Origin of the sequence: Streptococcus parasanguinis, from assembly GCF_047463195.1 — a bacterium.
Lineage (GTDB): Bacteria > Bacillota > Bacilli > Lactobacillales > Streptococcaceae > Streptococcus > Streptococcus parasanguinis_R.
Genome location: NZ_JASHEI010000001.1, coordinates 302,530 through 327,444, shown reverse-complemented (window position 1 = coordinate 327,444; position 24,915 = coordinate 302,530). Strand labels below are relative to the sequence as shown.

Annotated in this window: 19 protein-coding genes; 6 read left to right on the top strand and 13 right to left on the bottom strand. The window is 38.6% G+C overall.

Annotated features, from left to right (window positions below; genetic code table 11):
• Positions 1–785: 785 nt before the first annotated feature.
• The 6 genes from QM870_RS01480 to xerS all read left to right on the top strand — a co-directional run bounded on the left by QM870_RS01480 (position 786) and on the right by xerS (position 9,484).
• A complete protein-coding gene (locus QM870_RS01480; RefSeq protein WP_006151645.1) occupies positions 786–2,054 on the top strand; it encodes a site-specific integrase in 1,269 nt (422 codons plus the stop codon).
• A gap of 3 nt (positions 2,055–2,057) precedes the next feature.
• The gene (locus QM870_RS01475) at positions 2,058–3,908 is read left to right on the top strand and encodes a hypothetical protein (RefSeq protein ID WP_025197155.1); all 1,851 of its coding nucleotides are present in this window, start codon (positions 2,058–2,060) and stop codon (positions 3,906–3,908) included.
• The gene (locus QM870_RS01470; RefSeq protein ID WP_006151537.1) at positions 3,905–5,575 is read left to right on the top strand and encodes a hypothetical protein; all 1,671 of its coding nucleotides are present in this window, start codon (positions 3,905–3,907) and stop codon (positions 5,573–5,575) included. The genes QM870_RS01475 and QM870_RS01470 overlap by 4 nt, the downstream gene beginning before the upstream one ends.
• Positions 5,568–6,281: a hypothetical protein gene (locus tag QM870_RS01465; RefSeq protein ID WP_006151858.1), complete on the top strand. Its 714-nt coding sequence runs from the start codon at positions 5,568–5,570 to the stop codon at positions 6,279–6,281. Before QM870_RS01470 ends, QM870_RS01465 begins: the two co-directional genes overlap by 8 nt.
• Positions 6,282–6,289: 8 nt before the next feature.
• On the top strand, positions 6,290–8,137 hold the full coding sequence (locus tag QM870_RS01460; protein ID WP_414368296.1) for a zinc-ribbon domain-containing protein: 1,848 nt from the start codon (positions 6,290–6,292) through the stop codon (positions 8,135–8,137).
• A gap of 276 nt (positions 8,138–8,413) precedes the next feature.
• Complete coding sequence (gene xerS / locus QM870_RS01455) at positions 8,414–9,484, top strand: tyrosine recombinase XerS (protein ID WP_070673944.1); 1,071 nt, start codon at positions 8,414–8,416, stop codon at positions 9,482–9,484.
• An 83-nt stretch (positions 9,485–9,567) separates the two neighbouring features.
• Here the strand turns inward: xerS and QM870_RS01450 are convergent, their stop codons facing one another.
• The 13 genes from QM870_RS01450 to topA form a co-directional block, all read right to left on the bottom strand.
• The gene (locus QM870_RS01450; protein WP_023918155.1) at positions 9,568–10,209 is read right to left on the bottom strand and encodes a hypothetical protein; all 642 of its coding nucleotides are present in this window, start codon (positions 10,207–10,209) and stop codon (positions 9,568–9,570) included.
• Between the two features lie 109 nt (positions 10,210–10,318).
• On the bottom strand, positions 10,319–11,308 hold the full coding sequence (locus QM870_RS01445; protein ID WP_414368293.1) for a lipoate--protein ligase: 990 nt from the start codon (positions 11,306–11,308) through the stop codon (positions 10,319–10,321).
• Between the two features lie 375 nt (positions 11,309–11,683).
• The gene (lpdA, locus tag QM870_RS01440; RefSeq protein WP_414368291.1) at positions 11,684–13,390 is read right to left on the bottom strand and encodes a dihydrolipoyl dehydrogenase; all 1,707 of its coding nucleotides are present in this window, start codon (positions 13,388–13,390) and stop codon (positions 11,684–11,686) included.
• Positions 13,391–13,431: 41 nt separating this feature from the next.
• On the bottom strand, positions 13,432–14,475 hold the full coding sequence (locus tag QM870_RS01435) for a dihydrolipoamide acetyltransferase (RefSeq protein WP_195190009.1): 1,044 nt from the start codon (positions 14,473–14,475) through the stop codon (positions 13,432–13,434).
• Between the two features lie 220 nt (positions 14,476–14,695).
• Entirely contained in the window at positions 14,696–15,688 is a 993-nt protein-coding gene (locus tag QM870_RS01430) for an alpha-ketoacid dehydrogenase subunit beta (protein WP_003011072.1), read from the bottom strand.
• Between the two features lie 16 nt (positions 15,689–15,704).
• Positions 15,705–16,673 (bottom strand): thiamine pyrophosphate-dependent dehydrogenase E1 component subunit alpha, encoded by a 969-nt coding sequence (locus QM870_RS01425; RefSeq protein WP_003014979.1) that lies wholly within the window; start codon positions 16,671–16,673, stop codon positions 15,705–15,707.
• A 219-nt stretch (positions 16,674–16,892) separates the two neighbouring features.
• Positions 16,893–18,059 (bottom strand): ATP-grasp domain-containing protein, encoded by a 1,167-nt coding sequence (locus QM870_RS01420; protein ID WP_214254945.1) that lies wholly within the window; start codon positions 18,057–18,059, stop codon positions 16,893–16,895.
• Positions 18,060–18,080: 21 nt separating this feature from the next.
• The gene (locus tag QM870_RS01415) at positions 18,081–18,821 is read right to left on the bottom strand and encodes an esterase family protein (protein ID WP_003001389.1); all 741 of its coding nucleotides are present in this window, start codon (positions 18,819–18,821) and stop codon (positions 18,081–18,083) included.
• 39 nt (positions 18,822–18,860) lie between these two features.
• On the bottom strand, positions 18,861–19,688 hold the full coding sequence (locus tag QM870_RS01410) for an alpha/beta hydrolase (RefSeq protein ID WP_414368287.1): 828 nt from the start codon (positions 19,686–19,688) through the stop codon (positions 18,861–18,863).
• A gap of 94 nt (positions 19,689–19,782) precedes the next feature.
• Positions 19,783–21,117, bottom strand: coding sequence for a methylenetetrahydrofolate--tRNA-(uracil(54)-C(5))-methyltransferase (FADH(2)-oxidizing) TrmFO (gene trmFO, locus QM870_RS01405; protein ID WP_414368284.1), 1,335 nt, complete (start codon positions 21,115–21,117; stop codon positions 19,783–19,785).
• Between the two features lie 159 nt (positions 21,118–21,276).
• Positions 21,277–21,981, bottom strand: a complete 705-nt coding sequence (locus QM870_RS01400; RefSeq protein ID WP_414368281.1) for a DUF3307 domain-containing protein — start codon at positions 21,979–21,981, stop codon at positions 21,277–21,279.
• Positions 21,965–22,642: a SatD family protein gene (locus tag QM870_RS01395; protein ID WP_414368279.1), complete on the bottom strand. Its 678-nt coding sequence runs from the start codon at positions 22,640–22,642 to the stop codon at positions 21,965–21,967. Before QM870_RS01395 ends, QM870_RS01400 begins: the two co-directional genes overlap by 17 nt.
• A 107-nt stretch (positions 22,643–22,749) precedes the next feature.
• Positions 22,750–24,831 (bottom strand): type I DNA topoisomerase, encoded by a 2,082-nt coding sequence (topA, locus tag QM870_RS01390; protein WP_414368276.1) that lies wholly within the window; start codon positions 24,829–24,831, stop codon positions 22,750–22,752.
• Between the last annotated feature and the right edge of the window lie 84 nt (positions 24,832–24,915).

Below are 24,915 nucleotides of genomic sequence, written 5' to 3'. Positions count from 1 at the left end.
TAGAATAGCCAATATGAATAGAAACGACAGTAGTCAATACTAGGGCTACTGTTCCGTTCCACAGTATCATTTAAAAATCATTTTCACACCCTTTCGTCTATTAGTATAGAAGAAAGCTCTCAGCACATGAGGAGAAATCATGAGGGATATTCTCAGTTGAATAAGTAAGAGTATAATCTACATCTCCAAAGTAGGAGTGGCCAGTTCCAGCAGAAAGACCTTCATAGGTTTTATAACTGAATAGATCGACTACTTTGTTGTCGAATTTTTCCTGTTCTTCAAGTAATCCTGAGGAATAGACGACAACTTTAAAATCAAATAAGCTAAAAACGCTCTAAAATCATTAAATTGATATAAAAATGTTTTTTATTGTCAAAATATACAATTAAAAAAATTTCCAGTTTTTTTAAAATCACTATCTCAGATGACAATTTAATCAAAATATGATATAATACAGAAAAAGTAAAAATAACAAAAGTAACTTACAAAAGTAAAAGAAAAAAAGTAAATAGATAGCCACGGCGGATATTCCTTTCATTGTTTAGAAGGAGTTGCTGTGGTTATCGTTGTTGCTGAGCTAATTAATTGCTCTTATTACTTAGATGAAGTTACTTTTGTTATTGAATTAATTCAAATAATAATAACGATCAATGAAAGTACTCATCGATATTCCCTTTATGCAGTTTAGAGCACAAAGGAAAATGGTACTGATTTGATCGTTTTTTTGTGTATTGACATCCTAAAACCCAGTCAGAACCTTCAGTCATATTAAACAAGGAGATAACATGAGATTTGTTGTATATAAACATTCACTAGTTTTAGGTGATAACAACATCGTGACAAAGCAATTTATCGTTCTGAAGCACGATGACGGCAACTTACAATTTACTGATTTTCATCGTTATGTTAAATCTACTTCAAGAATCAAGTCTATTTCAGATGATGGGAATAAACGCTTTTCTTACGTTGTTAAGTTTCTAAATTTTATATTTGGTACTTCTGGACTTAAAAGTATAGATCAACTTACACTTGAAATGGTTAGAGAATTTTTTACGCTTTATGGATTATCTCAGTTACCAGGAGATAGAGAAAAAAGAAAGAAAAGCACCGTTGAAAAATGCGTAAATGCAGTTCTTGACTTCTTAACTCTTTATTTAAGTGAGCGAGAGGGAAAGGCTAAGTTAAAAGCAGAAGAATTGTATTCTACGACAACTTTTACGAATAGTAGAGGACGGGTTATAAAGCGTAAAGAACCAAATTTTGAAATATACGTAAATGATAGCAACACTGAGAAAGCTATTTTTCGTGATATGCCAAATAGTGCTTTTGAGATGTTATTTTCTCACATAGCACACTATCATAAAGATCTACTCATGGTTGTGGCCTTGGGAGCCTTTGTTGGCTTAAGACCATCAGAAGCATGCAATGTAAGACGTGAAGATAGTCCTCTAGGGCCAGGTATTTTGTTTCACCAAAGTGATGGGCAAGTATTTAAGATTGAGATCGATCTACGAAAAGAAATACCTCTCCGAAGCGATTTAAAGCCAACTGGACGGATTAAAAAGGAAAGACTTCAAGCAGTACCTTATATCTTTCTGGAGGTCTTTTTAGACACTTATAATGACTATATGACTTATCTGGAAGGTAAGAAGTATGAGAAGGATTATGGACCTTTAAATCTTAACAGACGAGGAAAAGCATTATCATACGATGTATACTATCAACGATTTCGTAAGATTATTCGCGACGAAATGATCCCAATCTTCTTAAAATCTGATGATGCAGAGGTTGTCTTTTTTGGGCAGCTTTTGCAGGAGCATAATATTTCCCCACATATTTTCAGACACTGGTACACGACACAGTTAGTATTATCTGGGGTTTCTGAAATAAGTGAGCTTATGTCAGCAAGAGGTGATAAATCGCCTGAGAGTGCTTGGGTTTATCTACAAAACAAAGGAGAAATCGCAAAACAATATGGTCAAGTTAATAATGGTGTTTTTGACTATATGAATTGGCGAGCAAATGAACTTTTTGGTGATAAGTTAGAAAGGTAATGTATGACTTATTCAATTAAATCTTTGATCGAAAATCTGTTAAGTGAACTCGGAAAAAACGATATACAGTATAAAGGCAAAATTAGTAAGTTTTTAGTTGATAACAATTGGTTTAATATTGAGATTGATTTGGATAACTATTCTATCTCAGATAAAGATGCTCAATTATTAATAGAAAAAATAACCAATTATCTTCTTGGACCAACTGGTTTAGCAGGAATTCAGCCTATATTTAAACAAAAATTCCCATTAACTTACAAATATTTTCAGCAATACTCAGAAGATAGCAACTTATCTAAGGAAAACATGTTTTATGTTCAAGATTTTCTTGCTTTTTATCTTAAAAGAGATTTATTTCTCTGTAATGATAATGAGATTGAATTGTTGGTTGAAGAAGCAGTATATGCACTTGAAAAGCAAAAAGGCGAAGTTTTTATTGATTTTTTAAAGTGGTTAATGAATAAAATGAGATGTAACTATCACAAAAGATATGAATTTACACCTCGATACACATTAGAACAGGAGACTAACGCTTATGAGTTAGACGAATATTTAGAATTACTGTATTTTCTTTTTAATGACAATTACATTAGAAAAGAAGATATGCTTTATAAAGCAGCAATCTCAAAAGACTACGCAGATACCTGGCTATTTCTAGCACTTCATTTTATATGTGCGCTACGTGGAACAGATTTAGAACAACTTGGACATCCACAACTTCCTAGAACACCGAAAGAAGTTCTAAAATCAGTTAGAAGTGGTAATTGGAGTAGCAGTGAGGCAAGAAGAACTCTTTTAAGTATTACAACTCGTTTAACTTATTTAAATATTACTCCAAACAAAACAAAGCGAACTAAAAATATTAGTCAGATTAAATTTCAGGTCCCTGAGAGTTGTCAGGTATTGATTGGAACGTTGTTGGCTATCTGTGAAGCTCATTATCAGTTGAATAAAGATAATAATGATGAACCTTTAATTCGACAAATAAAAGAATATAAACGAATTAATCGATATATGGGGAAAGAAATTGGAGACTTATTTCTTGAAAGGAATTTTAGTTCTAGATCTGCAAATAAATCCTATCTTCAAACTGTTGCCATGTTAGCAGATGATGTTTTGCAAGAAAAATCTGAGTTAAATATTAAAGGCTATTTTTTAGCCGCATTAGCCCGTAGCCATAAAGGTTCATTCGATGAATTTGCACAAACTACAACAACGTACCTAAAAGATGCCCAACTAAGCCAGCTTAAACCAGAAATGGTTGCGAGAGAACTATTTGAACGAGGTGTTTTATCTATGATTCCATCAATGATCCTGACGATTGTAACTAGAGGAAAGTATAAAGAATTAAGTCCTAGTCAACAGACTCAGATGATTAAACAGTTAGATTTGACACCAAATGAGATTGAAAAAACATTGGCTTTAAGCATTCAGGCAGAAGTGAAATCGCAAAAGGCATTAAAGATTTTGGTAGAAGAAGAAGCAGAGCCTAATCAACTTCTTACTATTTGTCATCGTATAGGAAACGGTGAAGCCTTCTCAAAACAAGGTGAAAGCATGTGTCTTTTATCTGCGCTTGGAAAGATTTGTCCATATGACGATAGGCAACATTGCATCGGTTGTCATTATGAATTACAAACGAAATCTACTTTATTGTTATTAGTAGGAGAATTCAATCGTTTGAACAAACAATACTCTAGAGTTCGAACTGATTTAGAAAAAGGTAAAATTCGGAGTATTTTAGAAGAACAAATAAAACCTTGTTTAACTGAAATGTTGCAAGCTTTATGCGAGCAATATGGAGATGACGTGTTACATGATTACGAAGAAATAATAAAGGAGTTAATAAATTGAACAATCAAGCTAAACTTTTTAAAATTGAAAATTATTTTGAAACTTTTGACCGTGATTGTGTTCTGCGAGCAAAAGAAGTTTTCGATGACTATTTTGATAAAGGAATTATTCTAAGTTACGATTTTGATCATAAGAAATGGGAAACTACAAATGAATATGCCAATATTAGCCTGTTTTTTAACATTTCTGAATTTCAATATAGGAGATTTTATCAATCATTTTTTCAGTTGTCTTATAAGGAATTTATCAATTACTTAAAAAGTTTTATTGTTTTCTCAATGAAACAACATGTTTTAAAAACTTTACAGCTATTTCTAATGGATATTAAACAAATTATTAAAAATACAACCAAAGATACGTTTTTAGATTTAGAAAATATTTCTGTAAAATTTCCTGGTTTATGTATTGACTTTTTCTCAAATCTTCCCTGTTCAGATGATAGTCAACTAAATCAACTATTGGAGCAATTAGATAATAAATTAACTATCAACCTTCAAAAAAAGCAGAGGTCAAAACAGCAAAGACAATTAGCGCAATTTCAATCCTATTTTACTTTTAATGACATTTTAAATGATTATTGGTCTCAAACATTATCTAAGAAAGAACGTCTATTTTATTATCCATTGTATCTCTGGTGGCAGATTACAGCAATTTTACCTTTAAGGCCAAGAGAATTTCTTTTAATACAAAGAAACTGTTTAACCGAGAAAGATGGAAAATATTTTCTTACATTAAGGAGAAATATAATCAAAGGAAGGGATCGACTTGTTGCACATAAAATTTCTGAAGATTATACTTTGAATACTTATGAAATTACTAATTCATTAGCTTCTGAAATAAAGACTTACCTCAAACTTACGGAAAATAATAATTCTACTAAATTAGATACATTATTTGTGACTGATCCTCATTATAACCGTTGGGGTCGTCGAACAGGTGTTAATAACCGATTTTTAACTTACACTAATCTCAATACTATTTTGAGGTATTTTTTTAATGAGATTATTTCTCAAAAATACGGTTATCAAGTTAATTATTTTAGTTTTCCAGCTAGATTAGATGAAAACGAGATTAATTTGATTCATATTGGGGATACGAGACACATTGCAATGATCAATTTAATTGCAGAAGGGGCTAGTCCTGTTACAGCTATGCTTTTAGCTGGTCATGAAGATGTGACAACTTCATCTCACTATTTTTCAAATTTAAGCCAATTTATTGAATGTCGTAGTTATCAAATGTATCGTAAACTAACGAGTAAGAATACGAATTACACCATAAGTAAGAGACAGCCATTTTATACAGCACAAGGACAATACATCACTTTAGAAAATAAAGGACGGTGTTACTCACCCCGCTTTGCGAAAGGTGATTATTCAGATTGTCTGAAAGTTATTAGTGAGCATGCAGAACTAGGTGCTTGTACGAGCTGCCCTTTTTACCGTAAAGCAGGTAAAGATTATTTTTCAATGGATAAAACATTTAAAAAGTCAGTTGATGAAAAAGCTATGGTTGTAGATGAAGCGATTAGAAAAGTTAGGCAAGGGAAAGGTCATATTGAAGATATTGGAGAAGCTTTGTTGAAATTAAAAACAGTTAGCAATACCTATCAAGATTACTTAAATGCTAAACAACTATCTTTAGAGGAGAATAAGTCTAATGGCTAGAAAGAAATCAATTTCTGATGATGAATTGATTCATTTGTTTGAACAGTATTTAATTTCCCAGTGTTCCTGTGATTTAAGCTTGGTAAAAATCCCTCGGTTTGGTGACTATGTTAGGAATAATGGCTATCAAAATGTTGCGGATACAACCATTAGACGTAATAAAAGATTCAGGGATTTTTTAAAAGAAAGTGAAATTAAATACCAAGATGAAAATTATGAAGCTGTAATTACTTATAAGACCATAGATCCTGACAATTTTATGGCAAAAAATCGTGCTCCAGGTGCTATGAAAAGAGCATTGGTGGAAATTAGCCAATACTACAAGAAAATAGCAAACATTGCGGCCAGCTATAAACAAGAAGCAGATAAGTTACGTAGTTTAAATTCTGAACTACAGTCAACTAATGAAGATTTAAAACAGAAGCTACAAAGAGAAAATGAGTTAAGTGATGAGAATCAAAAACTATTACAAATAATCAAAACAAGTGTCTATCCAGAAATTGCGAATGAGCTTTTAAAAGAAGAAGGATTGTTAAAATATTCTCAAAAGGTTATCAGTGAGGATTTCCTAGCAGACAATATCATCACCGCTGATTCAGAAATAGATTTTCATTCTGGTGGTCTTATTGAACAAGAAAATCCTCAAAAATCAACTAAAGTGGTTTCTATTAAAAACTTACTAGACAGCAAAACTAATTATAAATGAGGAAAGAAATGAACAAGAAAGTTAAAGATAATCCAGCTATTTACATGTACTGGGATCAAAAACGAAATGTTCTTGACCCCAAAAAATTATCGTCAAATAGTTTAAAATATGCCTATTGGTCTTGCCCTTATTGTCAACACCATTGGGAAGCGAAAATCATTGATGTGCAGCTTGACAGTTATGAATATCTTAGGTGTTGCCCCCATTGTGGATTAGGTGAACGTTCCATTGATGAAAATGAGAGCGTCCTTCAGGTTTATCCCGATTTCAGAAATTATATAAACTACAGCATTGAGCGAGATGAAGAATTAGATGAGAAACTTCTTACCTTGCCGTTCAATAGTAAAAGAAAATTCAATTTTAAATGTCCGACGTGTCAATTAAGTTGGAAAGATTCTGCGACAAATAAGAGGTTATTTCAACTAACAAGTGGGGATTTATTTCATTTTGGCTGCAATGAAACTTCCTATCATTGCGATTACAAATCAATTTATCCAAATTTAGCTAAAATCTATAGCGAACATTTAAACAAATTTAAATTTAACGAACTGAAGCTGAGTTACAATATAACAGTACCTATCCATTGGGAATGTGATAAGTGTCATTGCAAATTTGAATTATCTATTGATAGATTATTGAACCGAATTAAAAGAAGTGGTCATTACTGTTTGGAGTGTCATTCTTCATTTGAAGAGTTATTGGATAAAGATTTTGATGTTTCTCCTCTATCTTTTTTAAATTCTTCCATGCTCAAGGAGTGGTCTAAAAGGAACAATAATACACCTAATCAAGTTGATGTATTATCTAATGTTCATGTGTTATGGGAATGTACGAATTGTCACGGAGAGTATTCATGCTCACTATTTGAAAAAACAGATAGGTCTTGTCCATTTTGTTCAAATAGAGAAAAACTTCAGGATTTTAATACACTAAATGAAACACATCCCTATTTGAGGGAATTTTGGGACCTCAGTAATGAAAGGGATTTTTCCGAATATTGGTTTAAGTCAAATAATGTAGTTAGTTGGGTTTGTCCTTGTTGTAAAATCAACTTTCAATGTAGCCCAGCCGAAATGATCAGTCGAACCGATTTAGAAAATCAAAACTTTCAAACATGTCCTAATCAATGTGACTGGAGGACTGAGGTATTTAAAAATAATATTTTCATTAAAGAGCCAAAACTCATCAAAGAATGGAGCGACAAAAATAAAATTCCTATTCATTTAGCTCAGACAACAATAGAAACGAAAAAATATTGGTGGGATTGTTCAAAGTGTCACGGGACATATCTATGTTCTATTCCAATTCGAAGAGAAGTTTCTCATTGTTGCCCTTACTGCAACAATGAGAAACCCCTGAAGGGTTATAATACATTTGATTATTTGTACCCTGAACTAGCAACATTGTGGGCACCAAATAATAAAGTCTCAATAGATAGTTTTGTTCCATTATTAACTGAAAAAAGGTTCTATTTATGGCGCTGCAAAGAATGTAACTTTGAATTTCATGAGCGCTTCAGCATTATATTAAATAAGTATTTAAGTTCTGAGACAAAAGATCTTAAAGAAATGTGCCCATTTTGTGCAGAATTAAAAGAAAGACAAGATAATATCTCTTTTGAAGATTTAATGAATGAGTGGGACTACCTTAATAATCTTATTCTAGGAGATCCAGAAAGAATTACAAATAGTACGAAATTAAGATTTTGGTGGATTTGTAAGAATAATCCAGAGCATCGTTATAGAATGGCTATCGTAGATAAGATTGCAAATATAAAACGATCTATTGAGCCATGTATGTTTTGTAAAGGGCGTAGACGAAAAAGAGAACATTTTGTTCCTTATAGGAAAATTTAAAAACAGGTTCAAATTTGAACTTGTTTTTTTATCGTAGATTTTTATAAAGTACATTATTTTAAAAGATTGAATTTTTAGTTTTCAAGTAGATAATGTACAGAATTTAAGTATGCGAAAGATTTAGTATTCACGGGAATAAAGTACATTTTTTGCTCAAAAAAAAATTTTTGTTAAAAGGGTTAACCCCTATAACATCTTTCCGAAAAACTATAATTTTCTTGAAAAATATATCTGGCTATGCTATACTACTAGTATAGAAAGATTTGGAGAAAAAACATGAAACGCGAGATCTTATTAGAACGGATTGATAAACTCAAACAAGTCATGCCCTGGTACGTATTGGAATATTACCAATCGAAATTGGCCGTTCCATACAGTTTTACAACCTTGTACGAATACTTAAAGGAATATGATCGATTTTTCACCTGGGTCTTGGAATCTGGTATATCGGATGCTGACACCATGGCCGAGATTCCCTTAGACGTTCTGGAGCACATGACCAAGAAAGACATGGAATCCTTTATTCTTTACTTACGTGAACGTCCTCTGCTCAATGCCAATACGACAAAAAACGGGGTTTCCCAAACAACCATTAACCGTACCCTTTCTGCATTATCTAGTCTTTATAAGTATTTGACTGAGGAGGTTGAAAACGAGCAAGGTGAACCTTATTTCTATCGAAATGTTATGAAGAAGGTTGCTACCAAGAAAAAGAAAGAAACCTTGGCGGCTCGAGCTGAAAATATCAAGCAAAAACTCTTTTTAGGGGATGAAACAGAAGGTTTCCTTAACTATATCGACCAGGAGTACCCGCAAACACTCTCAAACCGCGCCTTATCCTCTTTTAATAAGAATAAAGAGCGAGATTTAGCCATTATAGCACTCCTTCTCGCCTCTGGTGTCCGTCTCTCTGAAGCCGTTAACCTAGACCTTCGTGACCTCAATCTTAAGATAATGGTGATTGACGTCACTCGAAAAGGTGGAAAACGAGACTCTGTTAATGTTGCTGCCTTTGCTAAGCCTTATCTAGAACAATATCTCGCTATTCGAGACAAACGTTACAAGACAGAAAAGACTGATACAGCTCTCTTTCTGACCTTGTATCGAGGTGTTCCAAACCGAATTGATGCTTCTAGTGTTGAAAAGATGGTCGCCAAGTATTCAGAAGATTTCAAAGTCCGAGTGACGCCCCATAAACTACGCCATACATTAGCAACTCGTCTCTATGATGCAACCAAATCACAGGTTTTGGTCAGCCACCAGCTAGGACATGCTAGCACCCAAGTTACAGACTTATATACGCATATCGTTAATGATGAGCAGAAAAATGCCTTGGATAGTTTATAAAATTACATAACGTAAATTATGTAATATATTAGTTTTAAAAAGAGCGATAGATTTTTTGAATGTCTACCGCTCTTTTATACTTTCTATAAAAATTCGATCCAATAATTACGGTGTGGCTCAATAATGACTGGTTTTCCCCAGAATGATTTTAGATAGGCCAAGTTTGCAGGGGTGACAGGTCTTTTTTCACCATTGAACTTCTCTGCACTCTCTTTCGTTAGAAAGCATTTAACAGCTTCATATGGTGTACCATCGCTCGCTATTCGATCAATTCCTAAATAAGCAATTTCATCACCGGCCTTCGGAAAATCTGTAAATAGTTTACCAATAAAATAAACCGTCTTATCTTTCATTAATTCATAAGCTTTACTATTTTCCAATCTATTATTCGCTGCAGCGTACATAATACAAAAGCTATCCACGATATCTTTCAAAGGCATTAATTCTTCTTTGCTAACGATTATTTCCTCAGGAGCAAGACCACCAATGATTAAGTTTTTATAATAAGGTTGCTGGATGATGTTATCTAAAGCCATTCCTAATGGTAGTTGGACAGCTTGATAACCTAATGGTTCTAACTCCTGCTTTTTCTGGTCAAGGTGTTCTTGTGTAATACTGACATTTAAATCGTAAGGACTGGAAGGTTGTTGTTTGCTAAAAAAAGCCACTACTATACGATCTAACTGTTCAAATAGACCAAGATTTTCAACTGGAATTTTCATCATCGAATATGATCCCCTTTTGTGTTCAGATTTCTTCTATATTGTACACTCATGGTATTTAAATATCAAGTTTAAGATAAAAGATATCCATGTTAAATGGATATCCTTTACTTTATTCCACCACTGCTTCAGCAATTTCTTCTGCAGTGATACCTGCAAAGTAACGACCTAGGTTAATGGTTTGAAGGGCATTGAGGACGTCTTCACGTTCGTATTTAATGCCACGAAGAACCTCTTCTACTGCTGCAACATCTTCGATACCAAAGAAGTCACCGTAAATCTTGATATCTTGAATTTTTGATTCAATGACATTAGCGAAGATTTCCACCTTACCGCTTGGGAATTTTGTGCCACGACGGACATTGTATTCAGGAGACTTTCCATAGTTCCAATCCCAGGTACCGAACTTAGTTTCCTTGATTCGATTAATTTCAGCCAATTCTTCATCCGAGAAGACATATTCTGTCATCTCAGGGTATTCTTTCTTCATGTAGTCCAAAAGTAGGTCACGGAACTCTTCAACCGTGATTTTTTCTGGCAATTCATCGATGATATTGGTCACACGTGCACGAACCGATTTAACCCCTTTAGACTCAAACTTGTCTTTAGATACCTTGAGAGCATTGGCAAGGACTGACAAATCAACGTCAAAGAGAAGGCAACCATGGTGCATGATGCGTCCGTTGATGTAAGCTTGGGCATTTCCACAGAATTTCTTACCATCAATTTCCAAATCGTTACGACCCGTGAATTCAGCCTTAACCCCAAGTTGAGCTAAGGTGTTGATCACAGGAGTTGAGAAGCTCTTGAAGTCAAAGGCCTTGTTTTCATCTTCTTTTGAAATGATGGTGTAGTTGAGGTTGTTCAAATCGTGATAAACAGCCCCACCACCACTGATCCGGCGAACCACTTCAATCCCATGCTCCCGAACATAGTCACGGTTGATTTCTTCGATGGTATTTTGGTGACGACCAACGATAATGGATGGTTTGTTAATCCAGAGAAGGAAGATTTGATCCTCATCCAAGAGGTGCTTAAAAGCATACTCTTCTAAAGCAATATTAAAAGCAGTATCATTTGAATAATTAATAATGTATTTCATAGTAATTCCAAAAATTCGTTTTATAAATCCTACTCAAAGTAAGATAAGAGTTAGTAAGAAATAGTTGAATTTCACTTGAATTTTCTGAAGTAGTAAAAAGAAGGGAGTGGGACAGAACTTCGCTAGTAAAAAAAGTTCGTATTCCCACCCCCGCACAGTTGATTAGGTATCTTTGAAGCTTGTCCAGCGAACAAAGATACCAATCAACCACTGCGTCTGACTAATCCTTCCAAACATTTCTTCGATAAGGAAAATTATTTATTAAGCCATTTCTCGGAAAAATTGAGACAAGTGGCTCAATTTTTAGGCATGGAACTCTAAGAGAGGTCGCTGCCCTCCGTACTACTTTAAGAAAATTTAGTTGAAAGAATAGTATTATTTCTTCTTAGGTGAGTGAACAGCCAAGCCGAGTACATCCGCAAAGGCTTCGTACATTACTTCTGAGAAGGTTGGGTGACCATGAATAGTCTTGAGCATTTCTTCCACAGTGATTTCCATTTCAATGATGGTTGAAGCTTCGTTGATCAATTCAGCAGCTGCTGGACCAATGATGTGAACCCCAAGAACTTCACCGTATTTCTTGTCTGCAATGACTTTAACGAATCCTTGAGCCGCATCTGATGCAATGGCACGACCATTAGCCGCAAAGTTAAACTTACCGATTTGAACATCGTATTTCTCACGAGCTTGTTCTTCGGTCAAACCAACAGCCGCAACTTCTGGAAGGGTGTAGATAGCTGCAGGTGTCAAATTCAATTTGGCAACAGCATGATTTCCCTTAAGGGCATTTTCAGCGGCAACTTCACCCATACGGAAGGCAGCATGAGCCAACATCTTAGTACCGTTGATATCACCTGGCGCATAGATACCTGGAACAGACGTTTCCATGTATTCATTAACCTTGATCCGTCCACGATCCAATTCAAACTCAACTTCACCGATACCTTCAAGGTCTGGAACACGACCGATTGAGAGAAGGGCTTTATTCGCGATGATATCATCTTTTCCTTCAACCTTGATACGGAGTTTGCCATCTTCTTCAATGATTTCTTGGAGTTTAGTATCCGTCAAGATTGTCATACCTTTACGTTCAAGGATTAAACGAAGGTTCTTAGATACTTCCGCATCCATAGCTGGAACAATACGGTCCATCATTTCGATAACAGTAACTTTTGAACCGAAGGTCATGAAGGCTTGACCAAGTTCGATACCAACAACCCCACCACCGATGATCACGAGGCTTTCTGGGACTTCGTTCATTTCAAGAATATCGTCACTGGTCATGACAAGGGATGATTCCATACCAGGAACGTTAATCTTGCTAACTTTTGAACCACCGGCAAGGATGATTTTCTTCGTTTCAAGCAATTCAGAACCATTGACCAAGACATTCTTATCTTTAGTGATAGTACCGATTCCTTTATGAACATCCACTCCGTAGCTACGAAGAAGCCCTGCAACACCACCAACAAGGGTATTAACAACTTTAGATTTAGTTTCTAAAAGTTTGTCCATATCAACAGTGAAGTTAGGATTTTCAATTACGATACCACGATTTGCTGCATGACCGATGTTCTCGATAATTTCAGCGTTGTGGAGGTAAGTCTTAGTTGGGATACATCCGCGGTTCAAGCACGTTCCACCAAGTTCAGATTTCTCAACAAGAGCAACCTTACCACCTAATTGAGCTGCCTTAATGGCAGATACGTAACCAGCAGGGCCCCCACCGATCACTACGATATCATAAGCATCATCGCTCTTATTATCATCGTTTGAAGCACTTGCTGCAGCTGGCGCTGGACTCGCTTCTGGTGCTGCTGCTCCAGCTGTAGGGATGTTTTCCCCTTCTTCACCAAGATAACCGATTACTTCTGTTACAGGAACAGTTTCTCCATCCCCTTTTAGGATAGCGATCAAGTAACCGTCTTCTTCTGCTTCCAATTCCATGCTGACTTTGTCTGTCATGATTTCAAGGAGAACTTCTCCTTCTTTTACAAATTCGCCGACTTTTTTATTCCACTGAACGATTTGTCCTTCGGTCATATCTACGCCGGCTTTTGGCATAATTACTTCTAAGGCCATTTTATTTCCCTCTTTTTCTTGTTTCTATTCTCTTTCGTTGATTAGACCAACATTGAAATCGGGTCTTCAATCAAGGCTTTTAAGTCTTTCATGAATTTGGCACCAGCCATCCCATCGACAACGCGGTGGTCAATGGTCAAGCCCAAGCTCATGATTGGACGAATGACAATTTCACCATTCACAACCACTGGTTTTTCAACCGTTGCACTAACTCCAAGGATGGCAGAGTTTGGTTGGTTGATAATCGGACCAAATGATTGAACGCCAAACATTCCCAAGTTACTGATGGTGAAGGTTGAATTTTGCAATTCGCTAGGAGCTAGTTTACCATCCAAGGTACGTCCGATGACATCCTTGAAGGCTACGACCAACTCTGACAAGGTCATCTTTTCAGCATTGTAGACAACTGGAGTCATCAATCCATTGTCCATCCCAACTGCCATCGCTAAGTTGACATAATTGTGAGTGATGATGGTTTTGCCATCTTCTGTTAATGACGCATTGATGTATGGATGTTTCATCAAGGTCTTAACCACTGCTAGAGAAAGCAAATCTGTTACAGTGACTTTCTTGCCAGTGGCCTCCATAATTGGCTCCAATACCTTCTTACGAAGGGCCAACATTTGAGACATATCAACGTCATAGTTCAAAGTAAAGGTTGGTGCTGTCAAGTAAGATTCCACCATCCGTTGAGCGATTACCTTACGCATTGGTGTCATTGGAATCCGCTCAATCTCACCATAAGGTGTCACATTATCAGGAACTTCTTCGACTTTCTCAATTTGAGCAGGTGACTTAATGGTCTCATTCTCAATATTTTCAGGAAGGAAAGCAAGGACGTCCTTCTTCATGATCTTACCACGATGACCAGTTCCTTGAATCTCTTGCCAAGCAATATTGTGTTCTAAAGCAATTCGTTTTGCAAGTGGTGAAATGCGAACCACATTTGTGTCTTTATATGTTTCCACGTCTTCTTTGTGGACACGACCGTTTGCGCCTGAACCAGAAACATCATAGAGGTTGATCCCAAGATCATCCGCTAATTTTCTAGCCGCAGGAGTCGCTCTTAGCTTATCATCAGCCATGACCTCTCCTATTCTATTTATGATGCAAAGGGCGTTTAAAAGCGACCGAAAAATAGGAAATCGACGCAGACTTCGATGAAGTCAAGGAGATTTATCTTTTTTCCGAGCTTTTAGCCCGTGCTCTAATCTAAGATATTAAGGACGCAGAGAACTTTGTACCTAAAAAGATACAAAGTTTCCTTGTCTAATTCAAATGATATTACATAATTTATGTTATGTATTATTCTTTGTTATACGTTTTACGAATGGCATCTTTGATGCTTTCAACTGTTGGGATCATTGCATTCTCAAGATTTTGTGCGTAAGGCATTGGCACGTCTTCCCCCGCACAACGGCGGATCGGTGCATCCAAGTAATCAAATGCTTCTGATTCAGAAATAATAGCTGAAATTTCACCAATATAGCCACTTGTTTTGTGAGCATCATTGACAAGGACTACTTTTCCTGTTTTCTTGACAGAGTTAATGATGATCTCTTTATCGAGTGGAACCAAGGTCCGTGGATCTACTACTTCTACTGAGATGCCTTCTTCTGCTAATTCTTCAGCAGCTTGCATCACGCGACGAAGCATTTTTCCGTAGGTTACGACAGTGACGTCAGTTCCTTCGCGTTTGATTTCTCCGACACCAAGTGGAATCGTGTAGTCTGGATCAACTGGCACTTCCCCTTTTTGGTTGAATTCTGATTTGTACTCAAGAATGATAACGGGGTTGTTATCACGGATAGATGACTTGAGCAGTCCCTTCATATCCGCTGGAGTTCCAGGAGCTACGACTTTTAAACCTGGAATATGCGTAAACCATGATTCCAATGATTGAGAGTGTTGGGCTGCAGATCCAACTCCGTTACCAGCAGCACAGCGAATGGTCATTGGTACTTGACCTTTTCCACCAAACATGTAGCGAGTTTTAGCAGCTTGGTTAACGATAGCATCCATGGCAATTACTGAGAAATCCATGAAGGTCATATCAACGATTGGACGAAGTCCAGTCATGGCTGCCCCTGCTGCTGCACCTGAAATCGCAGCCTCAGAAATCGGACAGTCACGGACACGTTCTGGACCGAATTCCTCAAGCATTCCTACTGAAGTTCCGAAGTCTCCACCGAAAACACCGACATCTTCCCCCATCAACAATACATTTTCGTCGCGACGCATTTCCTCAGACATAGCAAGGATAATGGTATCGCGGAAAGACATTAATTTAGTTTCCATAATTCTCTACTCCCCCTTAGTCTGCGTAAATATCTTCGAAAGCTGATTCAAGTGGAGGGAATGGGCTTTCTTCCGCAAATTTCACTGAAGCTTCAACTGCTTCTTTTACTTCTTCTTGGATCTGATCCAATTCTTCTGCGCTCGCAATCTCATTTTCAAGGAGATACTTGCGAAGGTTTTCGATTGGATCTTTCTTCTTCCACTCTTCTACTTCTTCACGGGTCCGGTATTTACCAGGGTCAGATGAAGAGTGACCAAGCCAACGATAGGTGACACTTTCAATCAAGACAGGTCCTTTACCAGAGCGGACGTGTTCAACAGCTTTTTGGAATCCTTCATAAACATCGATAACGTTGTTTCCATCAGGAATAAACATTCCAGGAATGCCGTAAGCAGCACTACGTTCGTGGATATGCTGGATATTGGTCATTTTCTTGATGTCAGCAGAGATTCCATAACCGTTATTGATACAGTAAAAAATAACCGGAAGATTCCAAATAGAAGCCATATTGACTGCTTCGTGGAAAACACCTTCGTTGGTTGCGCCGTCCCCAAAGAAGCAGACGACAATTTTACCGGTCTTTTTCATTTGTTGAGTAAGGGCAGCACCTACTGCAATTCCCATACCACCACCAACGATCCCGTTAGCACCAAGGTTACCAGCATCGAGGTCAGCGATATGCATGGAGCCACCCTTCCCTTTACAAGTACCCGTATACTTACCAAGGATTTCTGCCATCATGCCATTCAAATCGATTCCTTTAGCAATGGCTTGTCCGTGACCACGGTGGTTAGATGTCAGCAAATCATCATCGTTCAAAGCCAACATCGCGCCAACGTTAGCCGCTTCTTCCCCCACAGAAAAGTGCGTCATTCCTGGCACTTTCCCTTTTTTTACTAACTGTGCAATTTTTAAGTCCATGCGACGGATTTCTTCCATTTTACGGAACATTTCCAATAAGAGACTTTTATCTAATGTTGCCATCATTTCGCCTTTCTTAGCATTTATTCATTCTCTTTCATTCTAGCCAAAAATGAAAGCACTGTCAAAAAAAATGCTCATATGATTTCACAAACTTTATTCCTTGGAAGGAGGTTTAATAAGCTTTTTAAAATCCTAATACAATATTTCACAAACTTATCTCTCATGACTTTGCTATACATATAAAAAAACCGATAGGATCCTATCCTACCGGTTGTTATCTTATGATCGGCGTTGACCAAAGTCATGAATCATTTGTTCCAATACTTCACGACTAGGTGTTGTAAGCATATAGAGGTAATCTCCCTGAAGTTCCGCAAAAGCTGCTGGCATGTCTTTCTTGACACGGAATTGATCATGGTATTTAGCCAAAACTTCTTCCTCTGACAGAGCATAGGTTGCATTGGCACGACGAGAAGTTGCCAAGCAATAAAGGGGCTCAAACTCAGAAGCTGGGAAAGGTTCTCCTGCTACGATGGCAGCATAGCCACGGTACAAATCAATCGAGTGAGCATAGTTGTAGACATCGATGGTAAAGCCACCTGCAGGGCGATTATTGTACTCGATCGCAATATAGTCATCCCCATCGCGGAAGAACTCAATGTGGAAGAAACGTTCCTTCATGCCAAAGGCTTTGACAATCGCTTCCCCGTATTGACGCAATTTTGGATCCATCTCTTTAAGAACATAATAAGAGTTATCCATCTTGTAGAGCATCAAATCGAGCGGCGTATAAGCATAGTCAAATGTAGTGGAGAAGACAATGTTGCCATCACGATCGACCAGACCATCAAAGGTACAAATCTCGCTAGAAGTGACGAATTTCTCAAAGAAGTACTCGGTGTGGCCATCCCACTCAGCCTTAAAATGATCCACATCTTCTGGCGTTTCGATCTTGAAGGTCGCTGCTGCTCCTACTCCATTGTCAGGCTTAGCAATCAAAGGCAACCCAATCTTCTTCACGGCCTTATCAATGTCTTTTTCTGTTTTAACTACAGCACCAGGTACGACTGGGACTCCTGCCTTCTTGAAGAGTTTCTTCATTTCGGATTTGAACTTGGTTTTCTTCAAATCTTTTGGCTTAGCCCCGAAGACATTGAATTGCTCCCGAAGCGCCGCATCCAATTCCAACCAGTACTCATTATGAGACTCAATGCGATCGATTGGGCCATGTTTATAAAAGAGAAAGGCTACCGCACGCTTCACTTCGTCCAGATTTTCCAAATTTTCAACACGGAAATATTCTGTTAAGCTGTTGCGCAAAGGCTCATCTAACTGTTCATATGGCTCTTGACCAATTCCCAAAACAGTGATCCCTTTATTAGCTAGTTCGATGGTAAATTGTTGGAAGTTTTGTGGGTAATATGGTGAAATAACGATATAATTCATTGAGGTCTCCTCCCTTTTTACTTATAGATACATTTGGCCTAGGAAATAAGGCATTTGTTTGCGCCACCATTCCCAATCGTGGGCTACATCATGTCCCCATTCAGCGAACCATGCAGGAATATTTTTGTGATCAAAGGCTTCTTTCAGTTTGTAGAAAGATGGAAGCCCGTCTTGTTCCCAAGCCCCTAAACCAGTACAAACAACGATTTCAGCCTGACGGTAACGATCGATAAACCAGCCATCATTTTGGTTCCAGATATAATCAGATGGAGAATTTTGGTAAATGGCTTCATCTCCACCAAAATCACCAACAAAGAAACGAGCGTCATAGACTCCACTCAAGGCAATCACTTTGTTAAAGACATCTGGATGTTGCAAGAAGAAATTAAGCGCGTGGTAGGCTCCCATTGAGCAACCAGTTGTCATCATCGGATCAAACCAGCCTGTTTTGTGCTTGATGAAAGGAATAGCTTCTTCAATCACATAGCGCTCGTAAGCACGGTGCATCTCTGCTCGATCATGAGGGTTTTTCCAATCACAAAGCCAGCTCTCACTATCGACACTGGAAAGGGTGAAGAATTGAACCCGACCTTCTTCGATAAACTGAGCACAAGCATCAATCATACCAAAGTCATAGTACTCGTTATGGCTTCCACCTGATGAAGCGAAGACCACAACAGGAATACCTGCGTGTCCATAGCGGTTCAAATACATTTCACGGTTGAGTTGGCCACTCCAGTGGCTTAGATGTTCAATATTCATAGGTTCCCTCTTTCTCTCTATTGATTTGTTCTGAGTCCATTAATCCCAATTTTCTGCCAAAAAACGAAGGCATTCTGGTAAATGTTCAGCCCAAGCTTCTTCGTGGTGAATAGCTCCAGATTGAATCCGAATGGCAATATTTTCTAAAGCAACCCCTTGTTGGATGACGTCGTGATAATAACGAAGAGATGAATCGATATAGGCTTGCTTGATGTTCCCTGCCATCAAAGTTTTATCTGTATCATCGGCTTCTTCAGTCCCTACATAGATGTAGATCCGTTGGTCTGCGTATAATTTTTTACGTTCAATATAATGATTGAAGGCATCTTGGTGCAGCCAGTTAGCGGATGAAAAGACACCTAAACAACCAATTTGATCTTGGTACTCTAAGCCCAAGAATTGGGTAATATTCCCACCCAAGGAAGATCCAATCATGGCCGTATGTTCTCGATCAGTAAGAGTCCGGTATTCTTGGTCGATAAAAGGTTTCACCACTTCCATGACAAATTCGCCGTACTCAACCCCCTTGCCACCAAATTGCATGCCAGGAATATTAGATTCCTTGTACTTCCAGGCAGAGTATTCATTCATGCGTTGGAAACCATCATTATCGATCGCAACGACAATCATGCGACTAATATCGGGATTCCGCTTAATGGCTGGAATCACCTTCCAGGAATGACCCGCATAAGCTTCCTTGCTATACAAAATGTTCTGCCCATCGTGGAAATAAACCACAGGGTAACGTCTATCTGTATCCGTTTCATAATTCTTAGGTAATAAGACTCGCACACGACGGAGTTTTCCGGTATAAGGCACTTTCAACTCGTGTGTCTTCATATCTAAATAAAAATAGGATTTGTTCATTGTCAGAAAACTCTCTATATTCTAAATTTTATTCATTATACCATTTTTAGAAGAAAAAGTCTGGATTTTCTCCAAACTTTTTTCCTTTATTGGGTTATTTTTCCATAAACTGAGCTAAATCTTGTAAAGAACGTTCGGCAATTTTTTCATAACGCTCTTTTTTATCTCGAATGCGTGGTCCTTCTATCTCCTTGATAATCCCGAAGTTGACATTCATGGGTTGGAAATGTTTGCTGTCGGCATGGGTGATATAGTGAGCCAGGCTTCCGATGGCTGTTGTTTCAGGGAAAATCGCTGCTTCTTCTCCTTTGAAAAGGCGAGCTGCATTGATTCCAGCTACCAAACCTGAGGCCGCTGACTCAACATAGCCTTCTACACCTGTCATTTGACCTGCGAAGAAGAGGTTTGGTTGTTTCTTCGAGCGGTAGGTTTGTTCGAGCAGATTTGGAGAATCCATGTAGGAATTGCGGTGCATGACTCCGTATCTGACAAACTCCGCATGTTCCAAACCTGGAATCATTTGGAAGACCCGTTTTTGTTCGCCCCATTTAAGGTGAGTTTGGAAGCCGACGATATTGTAGAGGCTGGCAGCCGCATTGTCTTGGCGCAACTGAACGACTGCGTATGGTGTCTTAAACTCCCCATCACGTGGACCTTTGTAATCATCTGGATACTCGAGTCCAACTGGCTTCATAGGACCATAGAGCATGGTTTTGATACCACGTTTGGCCATGACTTCAATTGGCATACAACCTTCGAAATACTTTTCTTTTTCAAAAGAGTTGAGCGGGGCTTCTTCTGCATTGACCAAGGCCTCGTGGAAATCCATAAATTCCTGTTTGGTCATGGGACAGTTGAGATAGGCTGCTTCTCCCTTGTCATAGCGTGACTTGAGATAGACCTTGTTCATATCGACAGTATTAACATCGATGATTGGAGCTGCTGCATCATAGAAATAGAAACCATCGCCACCATTAAGGGCATGGATCTTTTCTGCCAAGGCATCGCTGGTTAGAGGCCCCGTTGCGACCACTGTGATGGCATCTGTCGGCAATTCCGTAATTTCATCACGAATGACTTCGATGAGCGGGTGTTTGGATACCTTCTCCGTCACTCGACTAGCAAAACCTTCTCGGTCCACAGCAAGTGCTCCACCGGCTGGTACACGAGTCGCTTCTGCTGCTTCAAGGATAACCGAACCCAGACGACGCATTTCTTCTTTGAGAAGGCCAACAGCATTGGTGAGAGAATCTCCTCTGAGAGAGTTGGAACACACTAACTCAGCAAAGTTATCTGTTTTGTGTTGCGGAGTAGATTTGACTCCCCGCATTTCGTAAAGCTTGACCGGAATTCCCTGTTGGGCAATCTGGTAAGCAGCTTCGGAGCCAGCAAGGCCCGCACCGATAACATTGATATAAGATTGAGACATGACACTAATACCTCTTTGGGTATCCAAACACCCCACTGGACTGTTAGACACCCTCAAATCTTTCTAATTTTCTACTTGGTCCATTATACCAGAAAGCCAAGTAAAAAGACAGGGAGGCTTTTCCTTCCTGTCTTAGACCTAAGTCTGTTATTAATTTTCTTATAGACACAACCAAGCAGCAAAGAGGGATGATAGGATACTGAACAAGGACCCGATTAAATAATACTCTGCGAAGGCTGGATTCTCCGAAATTTTATTGTAGCGGGCGATAGATTTGGCTGTAAACACCAGACCGATCGAAGCAAATTGCCCATAGACGAGACAGGCGCCAATCACCAAACGTTCTAAAAAGCCAATCATGGAACCAGCCCCAGTGATCGTATCCATTTTCTTCTTGCTGGTGGGTTGATACTTGGCAAACAGAATTTTAAAGGCGACATTGCTTGGTTTTCCAACTAGGAGGACATAAAAGATTAGATTTAAAGTGTCCAGAGGCAGATAGGTCGAACCATTCTTCGCTCCTAAAAGGACTAGACACGTCAAGATGCCAATATGCAAGACTTGATCCAAGGCAAAGGTCCATGCGGTTGGTAATTTCAATTGCTTCTGCACGATCGGTTTTAAGAAATCTATTGTAGCATGAGTCAGTAAAATGCCCAAGCAAATCCACCACAAATCTAGATGACAGAGAGAAACCACGATCAGAGGCAGAGCTACATATAGAATGTGAAGCCCGAGCACCTTCTTATCCTGATCCTTGCGATCCGCCATCTTCTGACTTTGAAAATAATAATCCGATAACAAATGACAAATCAACAAAAGGATCAAGTATGGATTCGTTACGATACTAGACAATCCGCTCATGGGCCTCTCCTTTCTCTAAGTTTTGAATACAAGCTAGTGTTGCTGCTCGTCCCCGTAAATAAACACGAATACTGCTACTCTTTAAACGCTTGGACAGGGCGCTTGGGTTGATGGCTAGCGCTTGGGCCAATTCCTGTTGGCTAAAGCTTTCACTATAGACATATCTCTTTAAAAGATCAAGCAGGATCTCTTCCTGACTCTCTCGCCAACCCGAACGTATGGCTTCTCCGGAAGCGATGAGCGCATTCACCACCGAGTCCTTGCTGTCATTACCGCTCAAAAAATAGATCTGGGTGTTGCCATAATCATTTTTCTGATGGACCAGATTAATAGCTGCGCGTGCATTCCAATAGGCTGGTCCATCTGCACCGATACTTTGCAGGGGATCGATATCCGTTACAATCTCCCCGAGGCCAATGCCGAAACGAAGTTGAGTCGGTCTTAGTTCTGAACGTAGGGTATCAATGATTTGAAAAACCGGAGCCTCCACTTTTAAAAGCGCTTGAAACTCATCCCCCAAAGTTAGGGTAAAAGCCGATGCTAGGCAGTCTTTAAAAAGCTCATTGATCTTTTGAAGGGTTTTTTCTAACTGTTTTTGCAGGTCAAAACGTTCTTGTACGATTTTGGAATCAATCACATCTGCAATCAAAGCAAGATACATAAAGCCCACCTCCTTATGTCTATTATAACGAAAAAAAGCAAAAATGTCTATTATAACAGACATTTATAAAAATTGCCGTTATAATAGACATTGAATCATTTAAAAGCTTATTTCACTTTTTCTTCTTCGTAGTCGCCATTGCTACATACGACTTGTTTTCCGCCACCACGAACTTTTTTCTCAACTAAGTAGTGGCCACATTTTGGACAATCCCGACCGATTGGTTTATCCCAAGAGGTAAATTCACACTCTGGATAGCGATTGCATCCATAGAAGATACGGTTGCGCTTGGTTTTACGCTCGATGATTTGTCCCTGATGACAGTCAGGACACTCCACACCGATTTCTTTAACGATGGCTTGGGTATGACGACAATCTGGGAAATTACTACAAGCATAGAATTTACCAAAACGTCCTAATTTAATCACCATCGGGCTACCACAGACTTCACAATCAAAACCAGCTGGTTCGTCTTTGATTTGGATTTTTTCCATCTCTTCCTCAGCTTTTGCGACCTCTTTAGAAAATGGTTTGTAGAAGGAATCAATAACTTTCTGCCACTCTTCTTTTCCGAGTTCGACATCATCGAGTTTCCCTTCCATCTCCGCTGTGAAGGTCACGTTGACAATATCTGGGAAGAATTCAACGATCAGTTTATTGACGATCTCCCCTAATTCTGTTGGTTCAAAGCGTTTGGCTACCAGCTTCACATAATAGCGTTTTTGAATGGTCTCAATCGTCGGAGCATAGGTTGAAGGACGACCAACCCCATTTTCTTCTAAGGTCTTAATCAAGGTTGCTTCAGAATATCGAGCAGGTGGTTGGGTAAAGTGTTGCTCAGGCTTGCTATTGACTTGCTTAACGATATCGCCTTCTACCATATCCGGCAACATCTTGTTCTTATCTGAGTCGTTATAAATAGCCAAATAACCATCAAACTTCACCTGGCTCCCATTTGCCGTATACTGAACCCCATTTTGACCTAAACGGACATTCATGGTATCAAAGACAGCTGCTGTCATTTGACTAGCTACAAAGCGGTTCCAAATTAAGGTGTAGAGTTTTAATTGGTCTTTGTCTAAGTATTTAGCAATGCTCTCAGGAGTATTGAAGACGCTGGATGGACGAATCGCTTCGTGGGCATCTTGGGCACCAGAAGCATTCTTCACTCGGCTTCCATGCTTGGAATATTTCTCACCGAAGCGATCCACGATAAAGTTCGCTGCCTCATTTTGCGCAACTGGACTGATCCGTGTGGAATCGGTACGCATATAAGTAATCAAACCTTGAACACCAGAGCCAATATTGATTCCTTCATACAACTGCTGGGCGACCATCATGGTCTTACGTGTACGGAAGTTGATCTTATTGGCAGCATCCATCTGCATAGAAGAGGTGGTGTATGGAAGTGGCGCATTCCGACGACGTTCTTTCTTTTCCACCTTTTCAACGGTAAAATCTTTGCCATCTAAGCGTTCAAGAACAGCTTTCACCTCTTCATTGGTGTTGAGCTTCATCTTCTTGCCATCAATCCCATAGAAGCTGGCTTGGAATTGCTTGGTCCCTTTTTTAAAGACACCATCAATGGTCCAGTATTCTTCCGGCTTGAAATCATTAATCTCATTTTCACGATCAATGATTAATTTGAGGGCAACTGATTGCACGCGCCCTGCAGAAAGTCCTTTTTTAACCTTTTTCCAAAGAATAGGCGAAATTGAATACCCTACAATCCGGTCCAAGACCCGACGTGCTTGTTGGGCATCGACCAAGTCCATATCGATTTGGCGCGGTTCTTTGAAGGCATTTTTAACGGCATCCTTGGTGATTTCGTTAAAGACCACACGGTTTTTTTCTTTGGCATCCAAGTTCAAAATATGCGCTAAATGCCAAGAAATAGCTTCTCCTTCTCGGTCCGGGTCACTTGCGAGAAAGACTTGTTTGGCTTTTTTAGCTTCTTTTTTCAAATCATTGATCAAGGGACCTTTTCCACGAATATTGATATACTCCGGTTCATAGTTATTGTCGAAATCGATCGACATGGTTGATTTTTTCAGGTCCCGAATATGGCCAACACTAGCCATGACTTTGTAGTTACGACCAAGGTATTTCTCGATTGTTTTCGCCTTAGCAGGAGACTCCACAATCACCAAATTTTTCTTGGTTGTACTGCTTTTCTTTTTTGTTACCACGTTTTATCCCTCTGTATTGTATAAATCTCATTGAGTTTAATACATTTTAAGAAAGATGTCAACTAGGAACTTCTCCTATAGGAA